Source organism: Nocardia sp. NPDC050710 (assembly GCF_040654375.1).
GTDB lineage: Bacteria > Actinomycetota > Actinomycetes > Mycobacteriales > Mycobacteriaceae > Nocardia.
Genome location: NZ_JBFAHV010000008.1, coordinates 197,039 through 213,913 on the forward strand (window position 1 = coordinate 197,039; position 16,875 = coordinate 213,913).

Consider the following 16,875-nt stretch of genomic DNA (forward strand, 5'->3'; position numbering starts at 1 on the left):
GTCTCGGGGCACGGCTCCCGGAGATGTTGAACAACCCGGCATTCTCCTCAACGCGTTTTGCGGACACCGAGAACCACTGTGGCACCAGAGGTTCCCTCGGAGCGCCCGTATGTCCGAGAAACGAACGGTTTACAACACTGGACCTATCCCTTGCCGGATTGCGTTGTCCGCAAGAGACGGTGTGACTCGCAGCGATATGTGGCGGTGATTCTGGGGCGGTAGATGGCCGATCCGGTATTGGTTCCGGGGCACCGGGGCATGACACGTCGGTGGGGTGTCTGCGTGTGGTCAGTGCAGGTTCAAGGCATCGGCGATGGTGGTGAGGTAGTCGATGTGGGCATCGACGGTATCGAGGCCGAAGCCCATGGTGGCCACGGCGGCGTGGGTGCCCCCTGCGGCGTGCCATGCTGCGATTTCGGTGGTGACGGCGTGGGTGCCGTGGCTGAGGGAAATGTATTCTGCGCCGAAGTCTTCGACGTTTCTGCCGAGGTCGTGGACTCGGTCGCGTAGTTGTTTCCAGGCGTCGATGGCGGGGTCGATGCCGGTGTCACCAAAGAAGACGAAGCCGTCGGCGTGTCGGGCGGCGCGTTCGAATGCTTTGCCGGAGGCTCCGCCGAGCCAGATCGGGATGATGCGAGCCGGTTTGGGTATCAGCGCGGCGCGGTCGACGGTGTCGTAGCGGCCGGCGAAGTCGACGACGGGTTCGGTGAACAAGCGGCGCAGCAGTTCGATTTGTTCTTTTTGCCTGGCTCCGCGGGTGCGGAAGTCCTGGCCGAGGGCTTGGTATTCGACGGGGCTCCAGCCGACCCCGACGCCGAGTCGTAGCCGGCCACCGGAGAACAGGTCGACGTCGGCGGCTTGGCGGGCGACGAGGGCGGTTTGACGTTGAGGCAGGACCAGCACGCCGGTGGCGAATCCGATTCGTTCGGTGATCGCGGCGAGGTAGGCGAACATGACGAAGGGGTCGTGGAACGGGTCGTGTTCGGTGTAGGGGCCCGACAATGGCGGTGTGCGGTCGGCATGTACGGCACCGAGGACGTGCTCGTAGGCGAGGAGGTAGTCGAAACCGAGTTCCTCGATGGCGATTCCGAATCGTCGGACCGCTTCGGGGTCTCCGCCGAGTTCGGTTTGCGGGTAGACCGCACCGACACGCACACGATCGGGCTCTGCTGTAGTCGACGCCTCACTGCCAGAAGCCATTGCGTTTCTCCATTCGCCGGGTCGTGATCATTCGGCTTGCGGGGTCGGTGGTCGGTGGGTGATCTGCTGCTCGGCTCGGTCTTGGTGGCCCCGGCTGGCCAGCAGCACGAGGTTGTCGCATGAGTTGCTGTCGGCCCGATGTCGTCGAAACCGCCCGCAGCGCCCTCGTCATCAGCGCCGCCTGATAACGCGAAAATACCGCCACATAGCACTGCGAGTCACAAGACGGGCCCGGCGATTCTTCCGGAGCCATCTTCTCGTCCAGATCCACGGTGGCGGCGGCCGGACGAGAGTCAAGAAACTCCGGGATCGACTTCATTCTGACGAGGTTTGCCGAGCAAAATGCCGTCAAGATGGGCTCTCGTCAAAACTGACACCACCACGGCGGCTCGGCGGCGCCCCTTGGGGCCGAGCCGAGGGCCGAGACTATGCGCGCGATCAGTCATCTGCACCACACAGGCGAACACACTGAATACCAAGAACGGCATGGACCCACTGCCGAAGCCGCGCGGACGGCGAGACTCAGGCTGTCATCGGTTAGTGCCGTGCCCAGGAGGCCGGTACCGGTCATCGGCACGACCGCCGTTGCGTTGGCGTTATCGATCATCGCCCGCACTCGGCGATGGAAATCTCCTCGTGCGTTCGGGGCCGTGTCGCGTCGTGGTCGACGCGCCGAATCGGTGATCGGTAGCTACGCTCGAGCTATTGGCAGGTGCGTGGCGGTCGACGGTCGCCGACGGGTGGAACGTCACCGGCCCGAGGAGAGGACCGGATGCCGTGCGGGCGTTACTCGATCAGCTCATCGAACTGGTGACGGCGGGGCCGGTCGTGTTGGCGCGGGTGGTCGATACGACGGGGGCGGGGCCGCGAGATCCGGGGGCGGCGATGGTGGTGACCGGGTCCGGCGCGGTCTTCGGGTCGCTGTCGGTCGGGTGCGTCGAGGCCACCGTGGTCGAGACCGCGCGGGATGTGCTGGCGACCGGGCAGGCGACGACGGATCGGTTCGGGTATGCGGCGGCCGAGGGCATCGAGGTGGGGTTGACCTGCGGTGGCGAGCTGGAGGTTTTCATCGAGCGGGTCGACGCGGACCGGTTGCCGATTCTGACGCGATTGCGGCGGCGGCTCGGCGCGAGTGCTCCCATCGCGCTGGCCACCACGCTCGACACCACGACGGAATGGAAATTGTTGTGCCCCGGTGATTCCGAGCGGTGGCGCGGGGTGGATCGCGATGCCATGGCTCGGCTCGCAGCGGGACGCAGCGGGATCGTCGGCGGTGATGAATGCGACGCCGTCGATGCCACGCGCCCGCGCGTATTCGTCCAGGTTTTCGCCACGCCGCCGCGGATGATCCTGGCCGGCGCCAATGATTTCGTCCGCGCGCTGAGCCGCACCGGCCGCCAGCTCGGCTACCGGGTCACCGTGGTCGACGCTCGCGAAACCTTCACCACCCCGGCGCGTTTCCCCTCCGCCCACGAAGTCGTCGTGGACTGGCCGCACCGCTACCTGGCGGCCGAGCACGAAGCGGGCCAGATCGACTCGCGCACCGTGATCTGTGTTCTCACCCACGACACCAAATTCGACGTGCCGATGATCGCGGCCGCGCTCGATATCGAGAACCTCGCGTTCATCGGCGCCCTCGGCTCCCGCCGCACCCACGCCGAACGCCTGAACCGCCTGCGCGCCGCAGGCGTCACCGACACGCGGCTCCGCCGCCTGAAAAGCCCTCTGGGACTTGATCTCGACGCCCACACCCCGGATGAAACCGCGATCTCCATCGCCGCCCAGATCCTCGCGGAGCGCAGCGGCGCATCGGCCCGCCCGCTCGACGAGCTGGACGGTCCCATCCACCGCTGACGCTGCCCCCATCCTTCATCGGCGGACCGGAGGGTGGCTCGTCAGGCGGCGACCCGCGACGGACGCAATGTATTCATCGGCGGACGGTCGGTCAGCGAGACCTCGGTGCTGTGTGCGGTGAATTCGTCACCGATGAGCGGGAATTGGGTGAGCGCCGCCCCCGAGTCCGGCACACCGCTGCGGGCGAGCACGGTTCCGAGAATCTGCCTGCTCATGACGCCGAGATCGGCGAGCGGGCGATTCCGGTGTGTTCGCACGCCGAGGTTCACCTGGCCGATGGCGTCGAGACCGAGCCGGTCGTAGGTGTCGAGCAGCAGTCCGATCTCCACGCCGTATCCGGGGGCGAACGGAACCGAGGTCAGCAGTTCCCTGGTACCCGCGTATTCGCCGCTCAACGGCTGCAACACCTGCGACAGCTCCGGGCGCAGCGCCGCCAGCAGGGGTCGCGCGACCAGTTCGGTGACCCGGCCGCCGCCGTGCGCGTCGACCGTGCCGCCCTGCCGCAGCGGACGCCGGTAGTAGGCCTTGACCAGGTGCATATCGTCGACGGTCAATAGCGGACCGAGCAGATTCGGTACGAAGGCCGGGTCCGGATCGATCAGGTCGGAATCGACGAAGGCGATGAGGTCGCCGGTGGTCACGGCCAGCGAGCGCCACAGCACCTCGCCCTTGCCCGATACCGGATCGAGTTCGGGGACCGCCTCCTCGCGGGTGATCACCTCGGCACCCGCGGCCGCCGCGCGTTCGGCGGTGGCATCGGTGGAACCGGAGTCGAGTACCACGAGTTCATCGACCAGGGTGCCGAGCAGCGGCCGGATACTGGCCACCACCTCGGCGACGGTCCGTTCCTCGTTGAGTGCGGGCAGTACGACGGATACGGTGCGCCCGGCCTTGGCGGCGACGAGTTCGTCGACCTGCCAATCGGGGGTGTCGAAGGTATTGGTGGTCGCCCAGGCGGGCTCGCGGTGTTGGATTTTCATACCAGACCTCGCAGAGTTCGTGCGGGGGGCCGGATGCCCTGGATCGCGGCGATCATGTCCACTACCCGCCGGGTCGCGGCGACTTCGTGAACACGGAAGACTCGGGCGCCGGCCGCAGCAGACCATGCTGTTGCCGCCAATGTGCCCTCCAACCGTTCGGATAGACCGACACCTAGAGTCTCCCCGATGAAATCCTTGTTGCTCAGCGCCATCAAGACTGGCCATCCGGTATTTACAAGAACGTCCACTTTCCGCAACAACTCGAGCCCGTGGTAAGTGTTCTTGCCGAAATCATGGGTCGGATCGATCAGAATCGAATCCTTGCGAACCCCCGCCGCGACCGCGTCTTCCGCGGCCCGCACCACGGTATCCGTCACTTCGGCCGCTACATCGGTGTAGCGAACCCGATGTGGCCGAGTTCGCGGCACCGCCCCACCCGTGTGACTGCACACAATTCCGACACCGAGTTCAGCTGCCACCAGGACCAGATCCGGATCGGCCCCCGCCCACGTGTCGTTGATCAGATCCGCGCCCGCGGCCACCGCGGCCCTGGCCACCTCGGCGCGCCAGGTGTCGACGCTGATCAGTAGCTCCGGATACTTCTCCCGGATCGCGGCCACGAACGGGACCACCCGTTGCGCCTCCTCGGCCGCATCGACCAGGCTGCCCGGCCCCGCCTTCACCCCGCCGATATCGACCAGATCCGCGCCCTCGTCCACCGCGCGGGCCACCGCGTCCATGGCGGCGGCGTCGCTGAAGGTGGCCCCTCTGTCGTAGAACGAGTCGGGCGTGCGATTCACGATCGCCATGACCAGCGCCCGATCCGTCGCCACCGGCCTGCCGCACAACGTGGGAAACGGCACTACGGTCGGGCTGAACATGCCTCGACTGTACCGACACATATTCCGAGCGCCGCCGGGCACGGGTCGATGGTCAGTTCCTCGGTGCGCGTCCGGCCGCGACGCCCGCTTCGCTGCTCACGTGTGTCGGTTCTCCTCCTCGAGACCGATGGTGTGCATGGCGTCGAACGCGGCGGCCAGATCGGTGGCCACGGTGATCCGGTCCCTGGCGAATTGGGATACGAACTTTCGGTCGTACAGCTCGTCCAGCCAATGGAACAGGCCGGTGTAGAACCCGTTCGGATCCAATACCACCACCGGCTTGTCATGCTGTCCCAGATAGCCGCCGGTCCAGGTTTCGAAGAACTCCTCGAGCGTGCCGATGCCGCCGGGCAGGGTGAGGAAGGCGTCGGCGCGGTCCTCCATGACCTGTTTGCGCTGGCGCATGGTGTCGGTGACGATCAGTTCATCGGCGTCGACATCGGCGACTTCCTGGTGCACCAGATGTTTCGGGATCACCCCGACGGTATGGGCGCCGCCCGCGCGAGCCGCCGTCGCCACCGCGCCCATCATCGACACGTGTCCGCCACCGGAGACCAATTGCCAACCGCGCCGGGCGATTTCGGTGCCGACCCGGGCGGCGAGAGAGATATGGTCCGGATCGGCCGTGCTGGCCGAGCAATACACGCACACGGAATATCCGGGCGCGCTCACCATTGATCCTCCGTACCGATCGCATCGGCCGCGCCGCCCGCCTCCGCGGTCGCGAGGATGATGGCGCACACCTCCTCGACGCTATCGGTCACATGCAGCAGGCCGAGGTCTCCCGGCGAGATCTTGCCGGAGCCGCCGAGCGAGTCGCGCAGCCAATCCACCAGGCCGGACCAGTATTTGGTGCCGAACAGGATGATCGGGAAGCGGGTGATCTTGCGGGTCTGTACCAGGGTGAGCGCCTCGAAGAGCTCATCCAGGGTGCCGAACCCGCCGGGCAGGCAGACGAAGGCCTGTGAGTACTTCACGAACATGGTCTTGCGCGCGAAGAAGTACCGGAAATTGATGCCGAGATCGACCCAGTCGTTGAGGCTCTGCTCGAACGGCAGTTCGATGCCGAGTCCGACCGAATAGCCGCCCGCCTCGGAGGCGCCGCGGTTGGCCGCCTCCATCGCGCCGGGACCGCCGCCGGTGATCACCGCGAATCCGGCCTGCGCCAGCGCGGCTCCGATGGCGTGGGCGGCCTGGTATTCGGGGTGATCGACGGGGGTACGGGCGGATCCGAAGACGGCGACCGCGCGCGGCACTTCGGCCAGCGCGCCGAATCCCTCGACGAATTCGGCCTGGATGCGTAGCACCCGCCACGGGTCGGTATGTACCCAATCGCCGGGATCGTGCTTATCCAGCAGATTCTGATCGGCGGTACCCCGACCATGCTTGCGGTCGCGGCGAAACATTATCGGCCCGCGGAATGTGGGAGTCGACTTCCGTGAGCTGGCAACCTCGGGGTCGGCGGCGTCGGTGGACATGTCGACCACGCTACCGGGGCACGGGTTTCGCGCACCGGACAACCGGAACAACGCCGCGCGTACGCACGGCGACGACGCGCACCCTCAGATCTGCCCGGTGAGGTAATTGCGCAGCATCGCGGTGACCGCGGTGATCTGAGCGGTGGGGACGTGTTCGTCGCGCTTGTGCGCGAGGTTGGGGTCGCCGGGGCCGAAGTTCACCGCGGGGATGCCGCGGGCGGCGAAGCGGGAGACGTCGGTCCAGCCGTACTTGGCACGGACTCCGCCGCCACCGTGGGAGGTGACCGACGTGATGAGATCCGCGGCGGCGGGCGCGGTCAGGCCGGGGAGGGCTCCGGGGGCCGAGTCGGTCACCTCGAAACTCAGGTCGAGGCCGGCGAATACCTCGCGGACATGCTCGATGGCCTGCGCCACGGTGCGATCCGGGGCGAAGCGGAAGTTCACGTCCACCTCGGCGGCATCCGGGACGACATTGCCCGCGACCCCGCCGGAGACCCGGACCGCGGACAGTCCTTCGCGGTACACGCAGCCATCGATATCGACCTGCCTGGCCCGATACTCCGAGAGGCGCCCCAGTATCGGGGCGAGGCGGTGAATGGCATTGTCGCCCAGCCACGCTCGCGCCGAATGCGCTCGGGTGCCCGCGGTGCTCAGGCGGACCCGCACGGTGCCCTGGCACCCCGCCTCGATCCAGCCGCCGGAGGGTTCGCCGAGAACCGCCAGGTCACCTTCGAGCCATTCGGGCAGCTCTTGTTCGACGCGGCCGAGCCCGTTGTATTCGGCGGCGATCTCCTCACCGTCGTAGAAGATCAGCGTCAGATCGCAGACCGGATCGGCGACGGTCGCGGCCAGATGCAGGAAGACCGCGTCACCGGACTTCATATCGACAGTGCCGCAGCCGTAGAGCACCTGCGCGCCCGCGTCGTCCTTGTCGAACCGGCTCGGCACATTGTCGGCGATCGGCACCGTATCCAGATGTCCGGCCAGGATCACCCGCGTCGGTAATCCCCGATCGGTCCGCGCCAGCACCACATTCCCGTGCCGCAGCACCTCGAATCCGCTGGTCTGCTCGCGCAGCGCTCGCTCGACCACATCGGCGATCGCCGCCTCGTCCAGCGACACACTCGGAATGTCCACGAGTGCGGCGGTCAGCGTAATGGGGTCCTCGCGCAGGTCGATGGTCACGCGCTCAGCCTACGGAGGCGAATCCGCGCCGGATCTCCGCGGTAGGGCGACCGGACCGTGCGCTGGTCGCGCCTGTGACGAGTTCGCCGCAGGTAGCTGCACCACCGCCCGACGCGGGTCGGTAACCTCTCCTGACGTGAGCATTCAGGGAGCAGCAGCAGTCGGCATCGCCAATGTGACCGCGGACGGGACCGTCCTCGACACCTGGTACCCGAGCCCGGAGCTGGGCGCGTTCGGCGAGACCGGCACCAAGCGGCTCGACGAGGCGCCCGCGGAGTACGCGACGCTGCTCGGATTCGACGAGGCGCGCGGCGTGGACGTGATCGCGGTCCACACCACCATCGCCGACCTGTCGGCGGCCCCGGTCGACGCGCACGACGTGTACCTGCGTCTGCACCTGCTCTCGCACCGGCTGGTCAAGCCGCACGAGGTCAGCCTGGACGGCCAGTTCGGCCTGCTCAGCAATGTGGTGTGGACCAACTATGGCCCGGCCGCGGTGGAGGGCTTCGAGGCCACCCGCGCCAAGCTGCGCGCCCGCGGCCCGGTCACCGTCTACAGCATCGACAAATTCCCGCGCATGGTCGACTACGTGGTCCCCTCCGGTGTGCGCATCGGCGACGCCGATCGAGTGCGCCTCGGCGCGCACCTGGCCTCGGGTACCACCGTCATGCACGAGGGCTTCGTCAACTTCAACGCGGGCACACTCGGCAACTCCATGGTCGAGGGCCGCATCTCGGCCGGTGTCGTGGTCGGCGACGGTTCCGATGTCGGCGGCGGCGCCTCCATCATGGGCACCCTGTCCGGCGGTGGCACCACCATCATCTCGATCGGCGAGCGCTCGCTGCTCGGCGCCAACGCGGGCGTCGGAATTCCGCTCGGTGACGACTGCGTCGTCGAGGCGGGCCTCTACGTCACCGCGGGCACCAAGGTGCAGACCCCCGACGGCACCGTGGTGAAGGCGGCCGAACTCTCCGGGCAGGACAACCTGCTGTTCCGCCGCAACTCCCAGACCGGCGCGGTCGAGGTCGTCCCGCGCAAGGGCACCGGCATCGAGCTCAACGCCGAACTGCACGCCAACGACTGAACACCGCTGACGCTTCGCCACGCCTCGCAGTCCGGGTAACGGCTGCGAGGCGTGTGCCGTCTCGGCGGCTATCGCCTCCGCCGACGGCGCACGATCGCTACGGGACGGCGGCGGGCTCGAGTCCGAAGGCGATGATCCGCTCGGGGCGGATGCGGATCATTTCCCGGGAGACACCGGCGATATACGGGTCGACATCGGTCAGAGCCTCCGCGGTGCCGCGGATTTCGAGACATCGGACGCGCCAGGGCTGGACGGAGGCGACATCGTCGACCACGAAGGCGACGCGATCATTGCCCGCCAGATTGCGGAACTTCCACGAGGCGCCCATATTCCAACCGGCGATATCGATCGTGCCGAATTCGGCGTTGTAGCGGAACCCGACGGGATTGTTCTGCGGCGATCCGTCGGGCCGGACGGTCGCGAGCCGCCCGAGCCGCTGCGTATGCAGGTAGTCGATCTGTTCGGTGGTCAGCTGTGCACTCATACCGCGACCGTAGAACCTGTACCTGACTCGAGGTCAAGCGCCGAATTCAGGTCAGGAGTTTCTTCTGCACCTTGCCCATGGCGTTCCGCGGCAGGCCATCGACCACGCGGATCTCGCGCGGGCGTTTGTGGACCGAAAGCTGCTGTGCCACATAGTCGATGAGCTGTTGTTCGAGGGTGGCGGGGGCACCGTCGCGCAGGACGACGAAGGCGACGATACGCTGGCCGAGATCGTCGTCGGGCAGGCCGACCACCGCCGCTTCGGCGACCTCCGGATGTCCGAGCAGGACGGTCTCCACCTCGCCCGCACCGACGCGGTAGCCGCCGGATTTGATGAGGTCGACCGATTCCCGGCCGACAATGCGATGGAAACCCTCGGCATCGATGGCGGCCACGTCACCGGTCTTGAACCAGCCGTCCTCGGTCCAGCTCTCCGCGGTGGCCTCGGGCCGGTTCAGGTAGCCGTCGAAGAGCATCGGGCCGCTGACCTGGAGTGCGCCGATGCTGTCGCCGTCGTGCGGTACCGGGTTGCCCGCCTCGTCGCACAGCCGGGTTCGCACACCACGCACCGGCGTGCCGACCCAGCCGGGCCGCCGCTCGCCATCCGCGCGGGTGGACAGCGTGATCATGGTTTCGCTCATGCCGTAGCGTTCGATCGGGGTATGCCCGGTGAGCTCGCGCAGCTTCTCGAAGACCGGCACCGGCAGCGGCGCACTCCCCGATACCAACAGTCGCGCGCCGGCCAATTGCCGTGCGGCATCGGGATCTTCGACAATGCGCGACCACACCGTCGGGACGCCGAAATACAGTGTGCCGCGCGCCCGCGCATATGCCGACGGAGTCGGTTTGCCGGTGTGGATCAGCGGGCTGCCGACGCGCAACGGACCGAGTACGCCGAGGATCAGCCCGTGCACGTGGAACAGCGGAAGTCCATGCACCAGTACATCATTCGCGGTCCAGTCCCAGGCGTCGGCGAGCGCTTCGAGACCGGCGGCGATAGCGCCGCGGCTCAGCACGACACCCTTGGGCAGGCCGGTGGTCCCGGACGTGTAGAGCACGAATGCCGGTGCGGCCGTGTCGGGTTCGGGGTAGGTGTGCCAGGAGCGGGCGTGTACGCGCACCGGAACCACCGGCAGTTCGGTCCCCTCCGGCGCCTCCCCCAGCCATGCCTGAGCACCCGAATCGGCGAGGATATGCGTGAGCTCGGCGGCCCCGGAATCCGGCGGTACCGGCACCACCGTCACGCCCGCGATCAGGCAGCCCACCACCGCGAGCACCGTCGTCACAGTCGGGCGGGCCAGCACCGCGACCCGCTCGGCGCGCGCGATCCGCTCGGCGACCGAGGTGGCCGCGCCGAGCAGATCACTGCGCGAGAGGGTGACGCCGTCGATGGTGACGGCATCCGGAATATCCGCGCCCGCGGCGACGGCGAGCGGGTTCAGGGATCGAAGCAGCAGCGGCGGACCGAACGACATTCGCTCACGCTACTTCGGCCGCCCCCACCCGCGACACTCGCCCGCGCCACGTGTCGGCGGCGATCACAGGTCGGTGACGTGCGCATCGGGGTGGTTGACACATCCGCGAGGCAGTGAGACGGTTTATATACATCTTTCTCAACGACGAGAACGAGGTCGATGATGACCAGCCCGCTTCGCGCTACCACCAACCCCGCGACCGCGGCCGCCGATGGCTTCGATATCCGACAGCATCTCGACGGTTCGGCCGCATTCTTCGGTGCCGCCGCGAATGTCATCATGCAGCTCAGCACCCCGGCGGTCGGCTACGGCGTGCTGGAAAGCCCCGTCGACAGCGGCAAGATCATGCTGCATCCGATCAAGCGAACCCGCACGACCCTCACCTATCTCGCGGTCGCCATGCTCGGCACCGACGAGGAACGCGCCGCCTATCGCGAGGCCGTCAATCGCTCGCATCGCCCGATCCGCTCCGGCCCGGCGAGCCCGGTGAAATACAACGCCTTTGATCCGAATCTGCAACTCTGGGTGGCCGCCTGCCTCTACTGGGGCGCCCGCGACCTCTACGAACGCATGCACGGACCGATGGACCCCGCCGCCGCGGACGCCTTCTACCGGCACGCCGAACGGCTGGGCAGCACCCTGCAGATGCCCGCGGCGCTGTGGCCCGCCGATCGCGCCGCCTTCGATCGGTACTGGACCGCGAACCTTGCCGAAACCCGGATCGATCCGCCGGTACGCGCCATGTTCGACGACATCGTCGATCTGAAGATGTTCCCCCGCCCGTTCCAGTTGGTCTTCGGCCGATTTCACCGTTGGATCACCGCGGGTATGTTGCCCGCGCGCCTGCGCGAGCAGATGGGCATGACCTGGACCGAGCGCGACGATCGCGCGCTGGCCCGGCTGCTCACCGCGATCGGCGCCGTGGAGGGCCGGATGCCCAGGCAGATCAAGGCGTTTCCGGTGAACGCCTTCCTCTGGGATCTGCGTCTGCGCCGACGCCTCGGCATGCGACTGGTCTAGGAATCCACCGATCCGGGCACCGTCGACGCCACGCCGTTGAAGCAATAACCCGATATCGGCGTGTCGTACCCCCGAATTCGCCTCGAACAGGTGTTATCTCGAATCGCACCGAGGACCGGATCACGGGGGGCTGGAGCCAGGAGGAAACCGTGGGCAATCGGGGTATCGCGCTCGCCACCGTCACCGCCGGGATATGCCTCGCGCTAGCGGCCCCCACCGCGGCCGCGGACGCCGACGCGCTCGTTCCGGACCGCACCGCGCTTTCGTTTCGCACCCCGCTCGGCTTCGCCTGGGGCACGGCCAACGAGCGCCAGCCCCGGGCGAGCCTGTCCCTGTCCAAACTCTTCCTTGTCGACTACGCGCTGCGCCACGGCGACGGCTCGGACACCGATCGCCAACTCGCCGAGCGCATGATCCGGCTCTCCGACGATGGGGCCGCGGATGTGATGGCCGCCAAATACCCGCAGGCCATCGACACCGTCGCCGAGGAATACCACCTCACCGAAACCCGCTCGGCCGGGCATTGGAGCGCCACGCGCACCAGCAGCGCCGATGTGGCCGACTTCCTGAACGCCAAGCTGCGTTCCGATCCCGCGTCGCCGATCCTGACCTGGATGGCCCAGGCGGACCGCACCGCCGCCGATGGCACCGAACAGAATTGGGGCACCGCACAGCTGCCGCGGGTGCTGGGAACGAAGTGGGGCTGGTCGGACTTCGGGCCGCCCGAGGTCGCCTCGGCCTCCTATGGAAGCGGTTTCGCCGTCGCGGCCCACACCTACGGCACACCGGCGGATCAAACCGATGACGTCCTCGCCGCCCAGGTGGGTCTGCTCGGCGACCTACTCGCGACCCTGCCCGCGAAACTGGTCGACATCCTCGCCGAACGATTTCGAACCACGCCGCGCTGAGCGGTCAGGACACCCGGAACGACACCACCACGTGGTCGCGGGCGAAGCGCCGGATCGCGGCGTCGTCGCCGAGCGGAATCACCGTCTGCGGGGTCAGCGCGAGCGACACGGCGGTGCGCGCGATCATCTCGGCCAGCGGCTCCGGATCGTAGGCGGGCAGTTTGCCCTCCCGTTGCAGCCGGGTCACGAATTCGGCCAGATAGTCGCGCCCCAATTCGATGATCGGCGCGCCCTTGGTGGTGAGGAACGGCAGTACCAATTCCGGTTCGGTCGCCAAGAGCCGGTGCACCAGCTTGTTGTCGCGCAACCCATTGATGAACGCCGCGAAGAGTTCGACGATCTGATCCTCGGCGCTGGCATCGCGGTCGACCTGTCGTTGCAGCACCGCGTCCACCTCATCGATGAATTCGCGGGTCTGGCGCAGCGCGACGGCCTGAATGAGATCGGATTTGCTGGCGAAGCGCCGATAGAGAGTGGCCAGCGAAAGCCCACAGCGCCGGGCCACCTCGACCATGCTCGTGCGCTTGATCCCGAAGTCCAGGAATGCCAGCAGCGCCGCATCCAGCACCCGCGCCTGATTGCGATCCTCCGGGCCGGTGCTGCGCACCAGCGGCAGCAACTTGGTCAGCCTCGCCATGTCCTCACCCTATCCGCTGTCGATGTCCGGAGAAACGATGACGCCCTCAGCTTCGCATAGCATCATGACCCCGGACGGCCGAACACGATTGACAGGGCACCGAGACGATGAGAAGGTGAATGGCGAATCTTCTCACCGTCGCTCATCGGAGAGCGAGCGGATACCGAAAGACGAGGTCGACGATGACCGCGCCCCTCCGCGCAACAACACCCGAACCGGACCGCACCTGCCGTTACGGCACGGCCGACGATTTCGACATGGCGGAGTTCTGGTCCGGGATCGCCGCGTTCCTCGGCGGAACCGCCAACGTCATCATGCAGCTGAGCCTGCGGCCGGTCGCCTACGGCGTGATGGAGAGCAAGGTCGACAGCGGCAAGATCACCCTGCATCCGTGGAAGCGGCTGCGCACCACGCTCACCTACCTGGCGGTCGCGATGATGGGCACCGAGGAGGATCGCCGGGTCTACCGCGACGCGGTGAACACCTCACACCGCGGCGTGCGGTCGAATAGCGAGAGTCCGGTCGACTACAACGCATTCGATCCCCGGTTGCAGTTGTGGGTCGCGGCCTGCCTGTACTGGGGCATCACGGATCTGGAGCAGCGGCTGCACGGCCCGCTGGACGAGGACACCGCCGAGGTGTTCCACCAATTCGCCGCCCGTCTCGGCACCACCCTGCAGATGCGTCCCGAGATGTGGCCCGCCGATCGCGCCGCATTCCAGCGGTATTGGGACACCAACCTGGTGACCAAGACCATCGATCCGCGCACGCGTGCGTACTTCGAGGACCTCATCGATCTGAAGATGGTCGCGCCGCCACTGCGTGTCTTCGCCCCGATCCAGCGGTTCTTCGTCACCGGACTGCTGCCCCAGCACCTGCGCGACGAGATGGGCATGACCTGGACCGCACGGCAGGACCGGGCGATGACGCGGCTGCTGCGTGCCGCGGGCACGGTCCAGCGACGACTTCCGAAGCAAGCCAGGCTCTTTCCGATGAACTTCTATCTGTGGGATATGCGCCGTCGCCATCGCCTCGGCAAGCCCCTGGTCTAGCCGGACTCAGGATTTCCCGACGAGCGCCCGCAGGAAGAAGGTCAGATTCGCCGGGCGCTCGGCGAGTCGCCGGGTCAGGTAGCCGTACCACTGGCTGCCGTAGGGGATGTAAACCCGCATCGCGTAACCCGCTCCGGTCAGCCGCAGTTGCTCGGCGTCGCGGATGCCGTAGAGCATCTGATGCTCGAATCGGTGAGCGGGACGGCCGGTTTCGGCGGCCATCGCCTCCGCCGCGAGGATGAGCACCGGATCGTGTGTGGCCACCATCGGATACCCTCGCCCGTGCATCAGGACCTGAAGGCACCGCAGGTAGGCGTCGGTGACCTCGGTCGCGCGCTGGAAGGCGACCCGATGCGGCTCCCGATAGGCGCCCTTGCACAATCGGATACGCGAACCCGGTCCGGCGAATTCGACGCAGTCGGACTCGGTGCGATGCAGATAGGCCTGCAGAACCGCACCGAGCCAAGGGAATTCGGTCCGCAACGCGCGGACGGTCGCCAAGGTGGCGTCGGTGGTGGTGTGATCCTCGGCGTCCACGGTCACCCATACCCCCGCCGCGGCGGCCCCGACGCACAGAGTGCGCAGATTGTCGAGGGAGATGGCGAGGCCGTCGGCGGGCAACGATTGGCCGAGCGCGGACAGTTTCACCGATACCTCGACCGGGGCGGCCCCGATTCCGGGCAAGACCGGGCGCTCGATCGCCGCGAGCGCGTTGATCAGCGAAAGGTACTCCGCCACCGTGGCCTCGGCGCTCGCCCGATCGGTGGTGTTCTCGCCGAGGAAGTCGACGCTGATCAGCCGCCTGCTCGCGAGCAGATCGGCGACCACCGGCAACAGCTCGTCGCGGCCCTCACCGGCCACGAACCGGCGGACGATTTCGGCGGTGACCGGATTCCCGGTGAGCACGCGCTTCATCCGCGGCGAATCGGCGGCCGCGAGGATGACCGGGCGCAACGGATTCATCACCGGTCCATATGCGGGTACCGGTGATCGGCGGGCGGCACGAAGGTTTCCTTGATGGTCCGGGGTGCGACCCAGCGCAGCAGGTTGAGCGGTGAGCCCGCCTTATCGTCGGTTCCCGAGGCGCGGGCACCGCCGAAGGGCTGCTGTCCGACCACCGCGCCGGTCGGCTTGTCGTTGATATAGAAGTTTCCCGCCGCGAATCGCAGTGCGGCGCCTGCCTGTTCGATCGCGCGGCGGTCCTGCGCGAAGATCGCGCCGGTCAATGCGTACGGCGCCGCCGCCTCCACCTCGGCGAGCACCGCGGCGTAGGAACCCGGCTGGTCATCGTCGTAGACATGCACCGACAGAATCGGCCCGAAATACTCGGTGGCGAAGGACTCGTCGCGCGGATCGTCCACCAGTAGCACCGTCGGACGTACGAACCAGCCCTCGCTGTCGTCGTAATCGCCGCCCACCGGGATGGCGATGCCCGCCTCCCTCGCGCGTTCGATGGCGGCCACCGACTTGTCGTAGGCACGCCGATCGATCAGCGCGCCACCGAAGTTCGTCAGATCCGCCACATCGCCGAAGCTGAGCCGACGGGTCAGATCCAGAAAGTCGTCGCCGATGGTGCGCCACACCGAACGGGCGATGTAGGCGCGCGAGGCCGCCGAACACTTCTGCCCCTGGTATTCGAAGGCGCCGCGGACCAGCGCGGTGCGCAGCGCGTCCGGATCCGCGGAGGTGTGCGCGACGATGAAATCCTTGCCGCCGGTCTCCCCGACCAGGCGCGGATAGCCGTGGTACCGGCCGATATTCGCGCCGACCTGCTGCCAGAGGAACTGAAATGTCCTGGTGGATCCGGTGAAATGAATTCCGGCCAACCGCGGATCGGTCAGCGCCACCTCCGAGAGCTCCACACCGTCGCCGGTCACCATATTGATGACGCCGGGCGGCAGGCCGGCCGCCTCCAGCAATCGCATGGTGTAGAACGCGGCGAGGGTCTGGGTCGGCGAGGGCTTCCAGACCACGGTATTGCCCATCAATGCGGGCGCGGTCGGCAGATTGCCCGCGATCGCGGTGAAGTTGAACGGAGTGATCGCGTAGACGAACCCCTCCAGCGGCCGGTAGTCCAGGCGATTCCAAACACCGGCGCTGGATTGCGGCTGCTGCTCGATGATCTGGCGCGCGAAGGCCACATTGAAGCGCCAGAAGTCCACCAGTTCGCAGGGCGCGTCGATCTCGGCCTGGATCGCCGACTTCGACTGCCCGAGCATCGTTGCCGCGGCGATGGTCTCCCGCCACGGCCCGGCCAGCAGATCCGCCGCGCGCAGCAGGATCGCGGCGCGCTCGTCGAACGGCAGCGTGCGCCAGCCGGGCGCCGCCGCGATCGCCGCCTCGATGGCTCCGCGCGCCTCGGAATGAGTGGTATCGGTGTAGGTCCCCAGAATGTGGTGGTGCCGGTGCGGTGCGACGATACTGTGCCGCTCCCCGATGCCGGGCCGATGTTTGCCACCGACCACCAGTGGCACATCGACGGATTCAGCGGCGATCTCGGTCAGCTTGCCGACCAGCAACTCACGCTCCCGGCTTCCCGGTGCGTAGGAGTGCACCGGCTCATTGCCGGGAGTAGGGACAACCGTGACAGCGTCCATACCCCAGGCTAGCGCCATTCGCGCACCTCGCGGCGCGTACC

General features: G+C 67.3%; 16 protein-coding genes. 5 read left to right on the plus strand and 11 right to left on the minus strand.

Annotated elements, in window-relative coordinates; all coding sequences use genetic code 11:
- Window positions 1-288: 288 nt before the first annotated feature.
- The gene (locus tag AB0H61_RS17145) at window positions 289-1,200 is read right to left on the minus strand and encodes an LLM class F420-dependent oxidoreductase (RefSeq protein WP_357304979.1); all 912 of its coding nucleotides are present in this window, start codon (window positions 1,198-1,200) and stop codon (window positions 289-291) included.
- A 777-nt stretch (window positions 1,201-1,977) separates the two neighbouring features.
- Between AB0H61_RS17145 and AB0H61_RS17150 the strand changes: the two genes are divergently transcribed.
- Window positions 1,978-3,054: an XdhC family protein gene (locus AB0H61_RS17150; protein WP_357305227.1), complete on the plus strand. Its 1,077-nt coding sequence runs from the start codon at window positions 1,978-1,980 to the stop codon at window positions 3,052-3,054.
- A gap of 41 nt (window positions 3,055-3,095) precedes the next feature.
- Here AB0H61_RS17150 and AB0H61_RS17155 read toward each other — a convergent pair whose 3' ends face one another.
- From AB0H61_RS17155 to dapE, 5 genes are all read right to left on the minus strand, one after another.
- The gene (locus AB0H61_RS17155) at window positions 3,096-4,034 is read right to left on the minus strand and encodes a glucosyl-3-phosphoglycerate synthase (protein WP_357304982.1); all 939 of its coding nucleotides are present in this window, start codon (window positions 4,032-4,034) and stop codon (window positions 3,096-3,098) included.
- Window positions 4,031-4,915, minus strand: a complete 885-nt coding sequence (gene folP, locus AB0H61_RS17160; RefSeq protein WP_357304985.1) for a dihydropteroate synthase — start codon at window positions 4,913-4,915, stop codon at window positions 4,031-4,033. The genes AB0H61_RS17155 and folP overlap by 4 nt, the downstream gene beginning before the upstream one ends.
- 96 nt (window positions 4,916-5,011) lie before the next feature.
- The gene (locus AB0H61_RS17165) at window positions 5,012-5,590 is read right to left on the minus strand and encodes a TIGR00730 family Rossman fold protein (protein ID WP_357304987.1); all 579 of its coding nucleotides are present in this window, start codon (window positions 5,588-5,590) and stop codon (window positions 5,012-5,014) included.
- Complete coding sequence (locus tag AB0H61_RS17170) at window positions 5,584-6,393, minus strand: TIGR00730 family Rossman fold protein (protein WP_357304990.1); 810 nt, start codon at window positions 6,391-6,393, stop codon at window positions 5,584-5,586. Before AB0H61_RS17170 ends, AB0H61_RS17165 begins: the two co-directional genes overlap by 7 nt.
- An 84-nt stretch (window positions 6,394-6,477) precedes the next feature.
- Entirely contained in the window at window positions 6,478-7,578 is a 1,101-nt protein-coding gene (gene dapE / locus AB0H61_RS17175) for a succinyl-diaminopimelate desuccinylase (RefSeq protein WP_357304992.1), read from the minus strand.
- A gap of 136 nt (window positions 7,579-7,714) precedes the next feature.
- On the opposite strand from dapE, the gene dapD reads away from it, so the two are divergent.
- Complete coding sequence (gene dapD, locus AB0H61_RS17180) at window positions 7,715-8,662, plus strand: 2,3,4,5-tetrahydropyridine-2,6-dicarboxylate N-succinyltransferase (protein ID WP_357304994.1); 948 nt, start codon at window positions 7,715-7,717, stop codon at window positions 8,660-8,662.
- A 97-nt stretch (window positions 8,663-8,759) separates the two neighbouring features.
- Here dapD and AB0H61_RS17185 read toward each other — a convergent pair whose 3' ends face one another.
- Together AB0H61_RS17185 and AB0H61_RS17190 are read right to left on the minus strand one after the other, a co-directional pair.
- Window positions 8,760-9,146, minus strand: a complete 387-nt coding sequence (locus AB0H61_RS17185) for a PPOX class F420-dependent oxidoreductase (RefSeq protein WP_357304997.1) — start codon at window positions 9,144-9,146, stop codon at window positions 8,760-8,762.
- A 46-nt stretch (window positions 9,147-9,192) separates the two neighbouring features.
- Entirely contained in the window at window positions 9,193-10,620 is a 1,428-nt protein-coding gene (locus AB0H61_RS17190) for an acyl-CoA synthetase (protein WP_357305000.1), read from the minus strand.
- Between the two features lie 162 nt (window positions 10,621-10,782).
- Here AB0H61_RS17190 and AB0H61_RS17195 point away from each other — a divergent pair, with 162 nt between their 5' ends.
- Both AB0H61_RS17195 and AB0H61_RS17200 read left to right on the plus strand, forming a co-directional pair.
- A complete protein-coding gene (locus AB0H61_RS17195) occupies window positions 10,783-11,640 on the plus strand; it encodes an oxygenase MpaB family protein (protein WP_357305002.1) in 858 nt (285 codons plus the stop codon).
- Between the two features lie 149 nt (window positions 11,641-11,789).
- Window positions 11,790-12,548: a hypothetical protein gene (locus tag AB0H61_RS17200; RefSeq protein ID WP_357305004.1), complete on the plus strand. Its 759-nt coding sequence runs from the start codon at window positions 11,790-11,792 to the stop codon at window positions 12,546-12,548.
- 4 nt (window positions 12,549-12,552) lie between these two features.
- Here AB0H61_RS17200 and AB0H61_RS17205 read toward each other — a convergent pair whose 3' ends face one another.
- On the minus strand, window positions 12,553-13,185 hold the full coding sequence (locus AB0H61_RS17205) for a TetR/AcrR family transcriptional regulator (RefSeq protein WP_357305007.1): 633 nt from the start codon (window positions 13,183-13,185) through the stop codon (window positions 12,553-12,555).
- A gap of 182 nt (window positions 13,186-13,367) precedes the next feature.
- Between AB0H61_RS17205 and AB0H61_RS17210 the strand changes: the two genes are divergently transcribed.
- Window positions 13,368-14,237 carry an oxygenase MpaB family protein gene (locus AB0H61_RS17210; RefSeq protein WP_357305010.1) on the plus strand — a complete coding sequence of 290 codons (870 nt, stop codon included), beginning with the start codon at window positions 13,368-13,370 and terminating at the stop codon, window positions 14,235-14,237.
- A gap of 6 nt (window positions 14,238-14,243) precedes the next feature.
- On the opposite strand, the gene AB0H61_RS17215 is transcribed toward AB0H61_RS17210, so the two are convergent.
- Window positions 14,244-15,200, minus strand: a complete 957-nt coding sequence (locus tag AB0H61_RS17215) for a proline dehydrogenase family protein (protein ID WP_357305012.1) — start codon at window positions 15,198-15,200, stop codon at window positions 14,244-14,246.
- Window positions 15,200-16,834: an L-glutamate gamma-semialdehyde dehydrogenase gene (gene pruA / locus AB0H61_RS17220; protein ID WP_357305230.1), complete on the minus strand. Its 1,635-nt coding sequence runs from the start codon at window positions 16,832-16,834 to the stop codon at window positions 15,200-15,202. Before pruA ends, AB0H61_RS17215 begins: the two co-directional genes overlap by 1 nt.
- Window positions 16,835-16,875 lie beyond the last annotated feature (41 nt).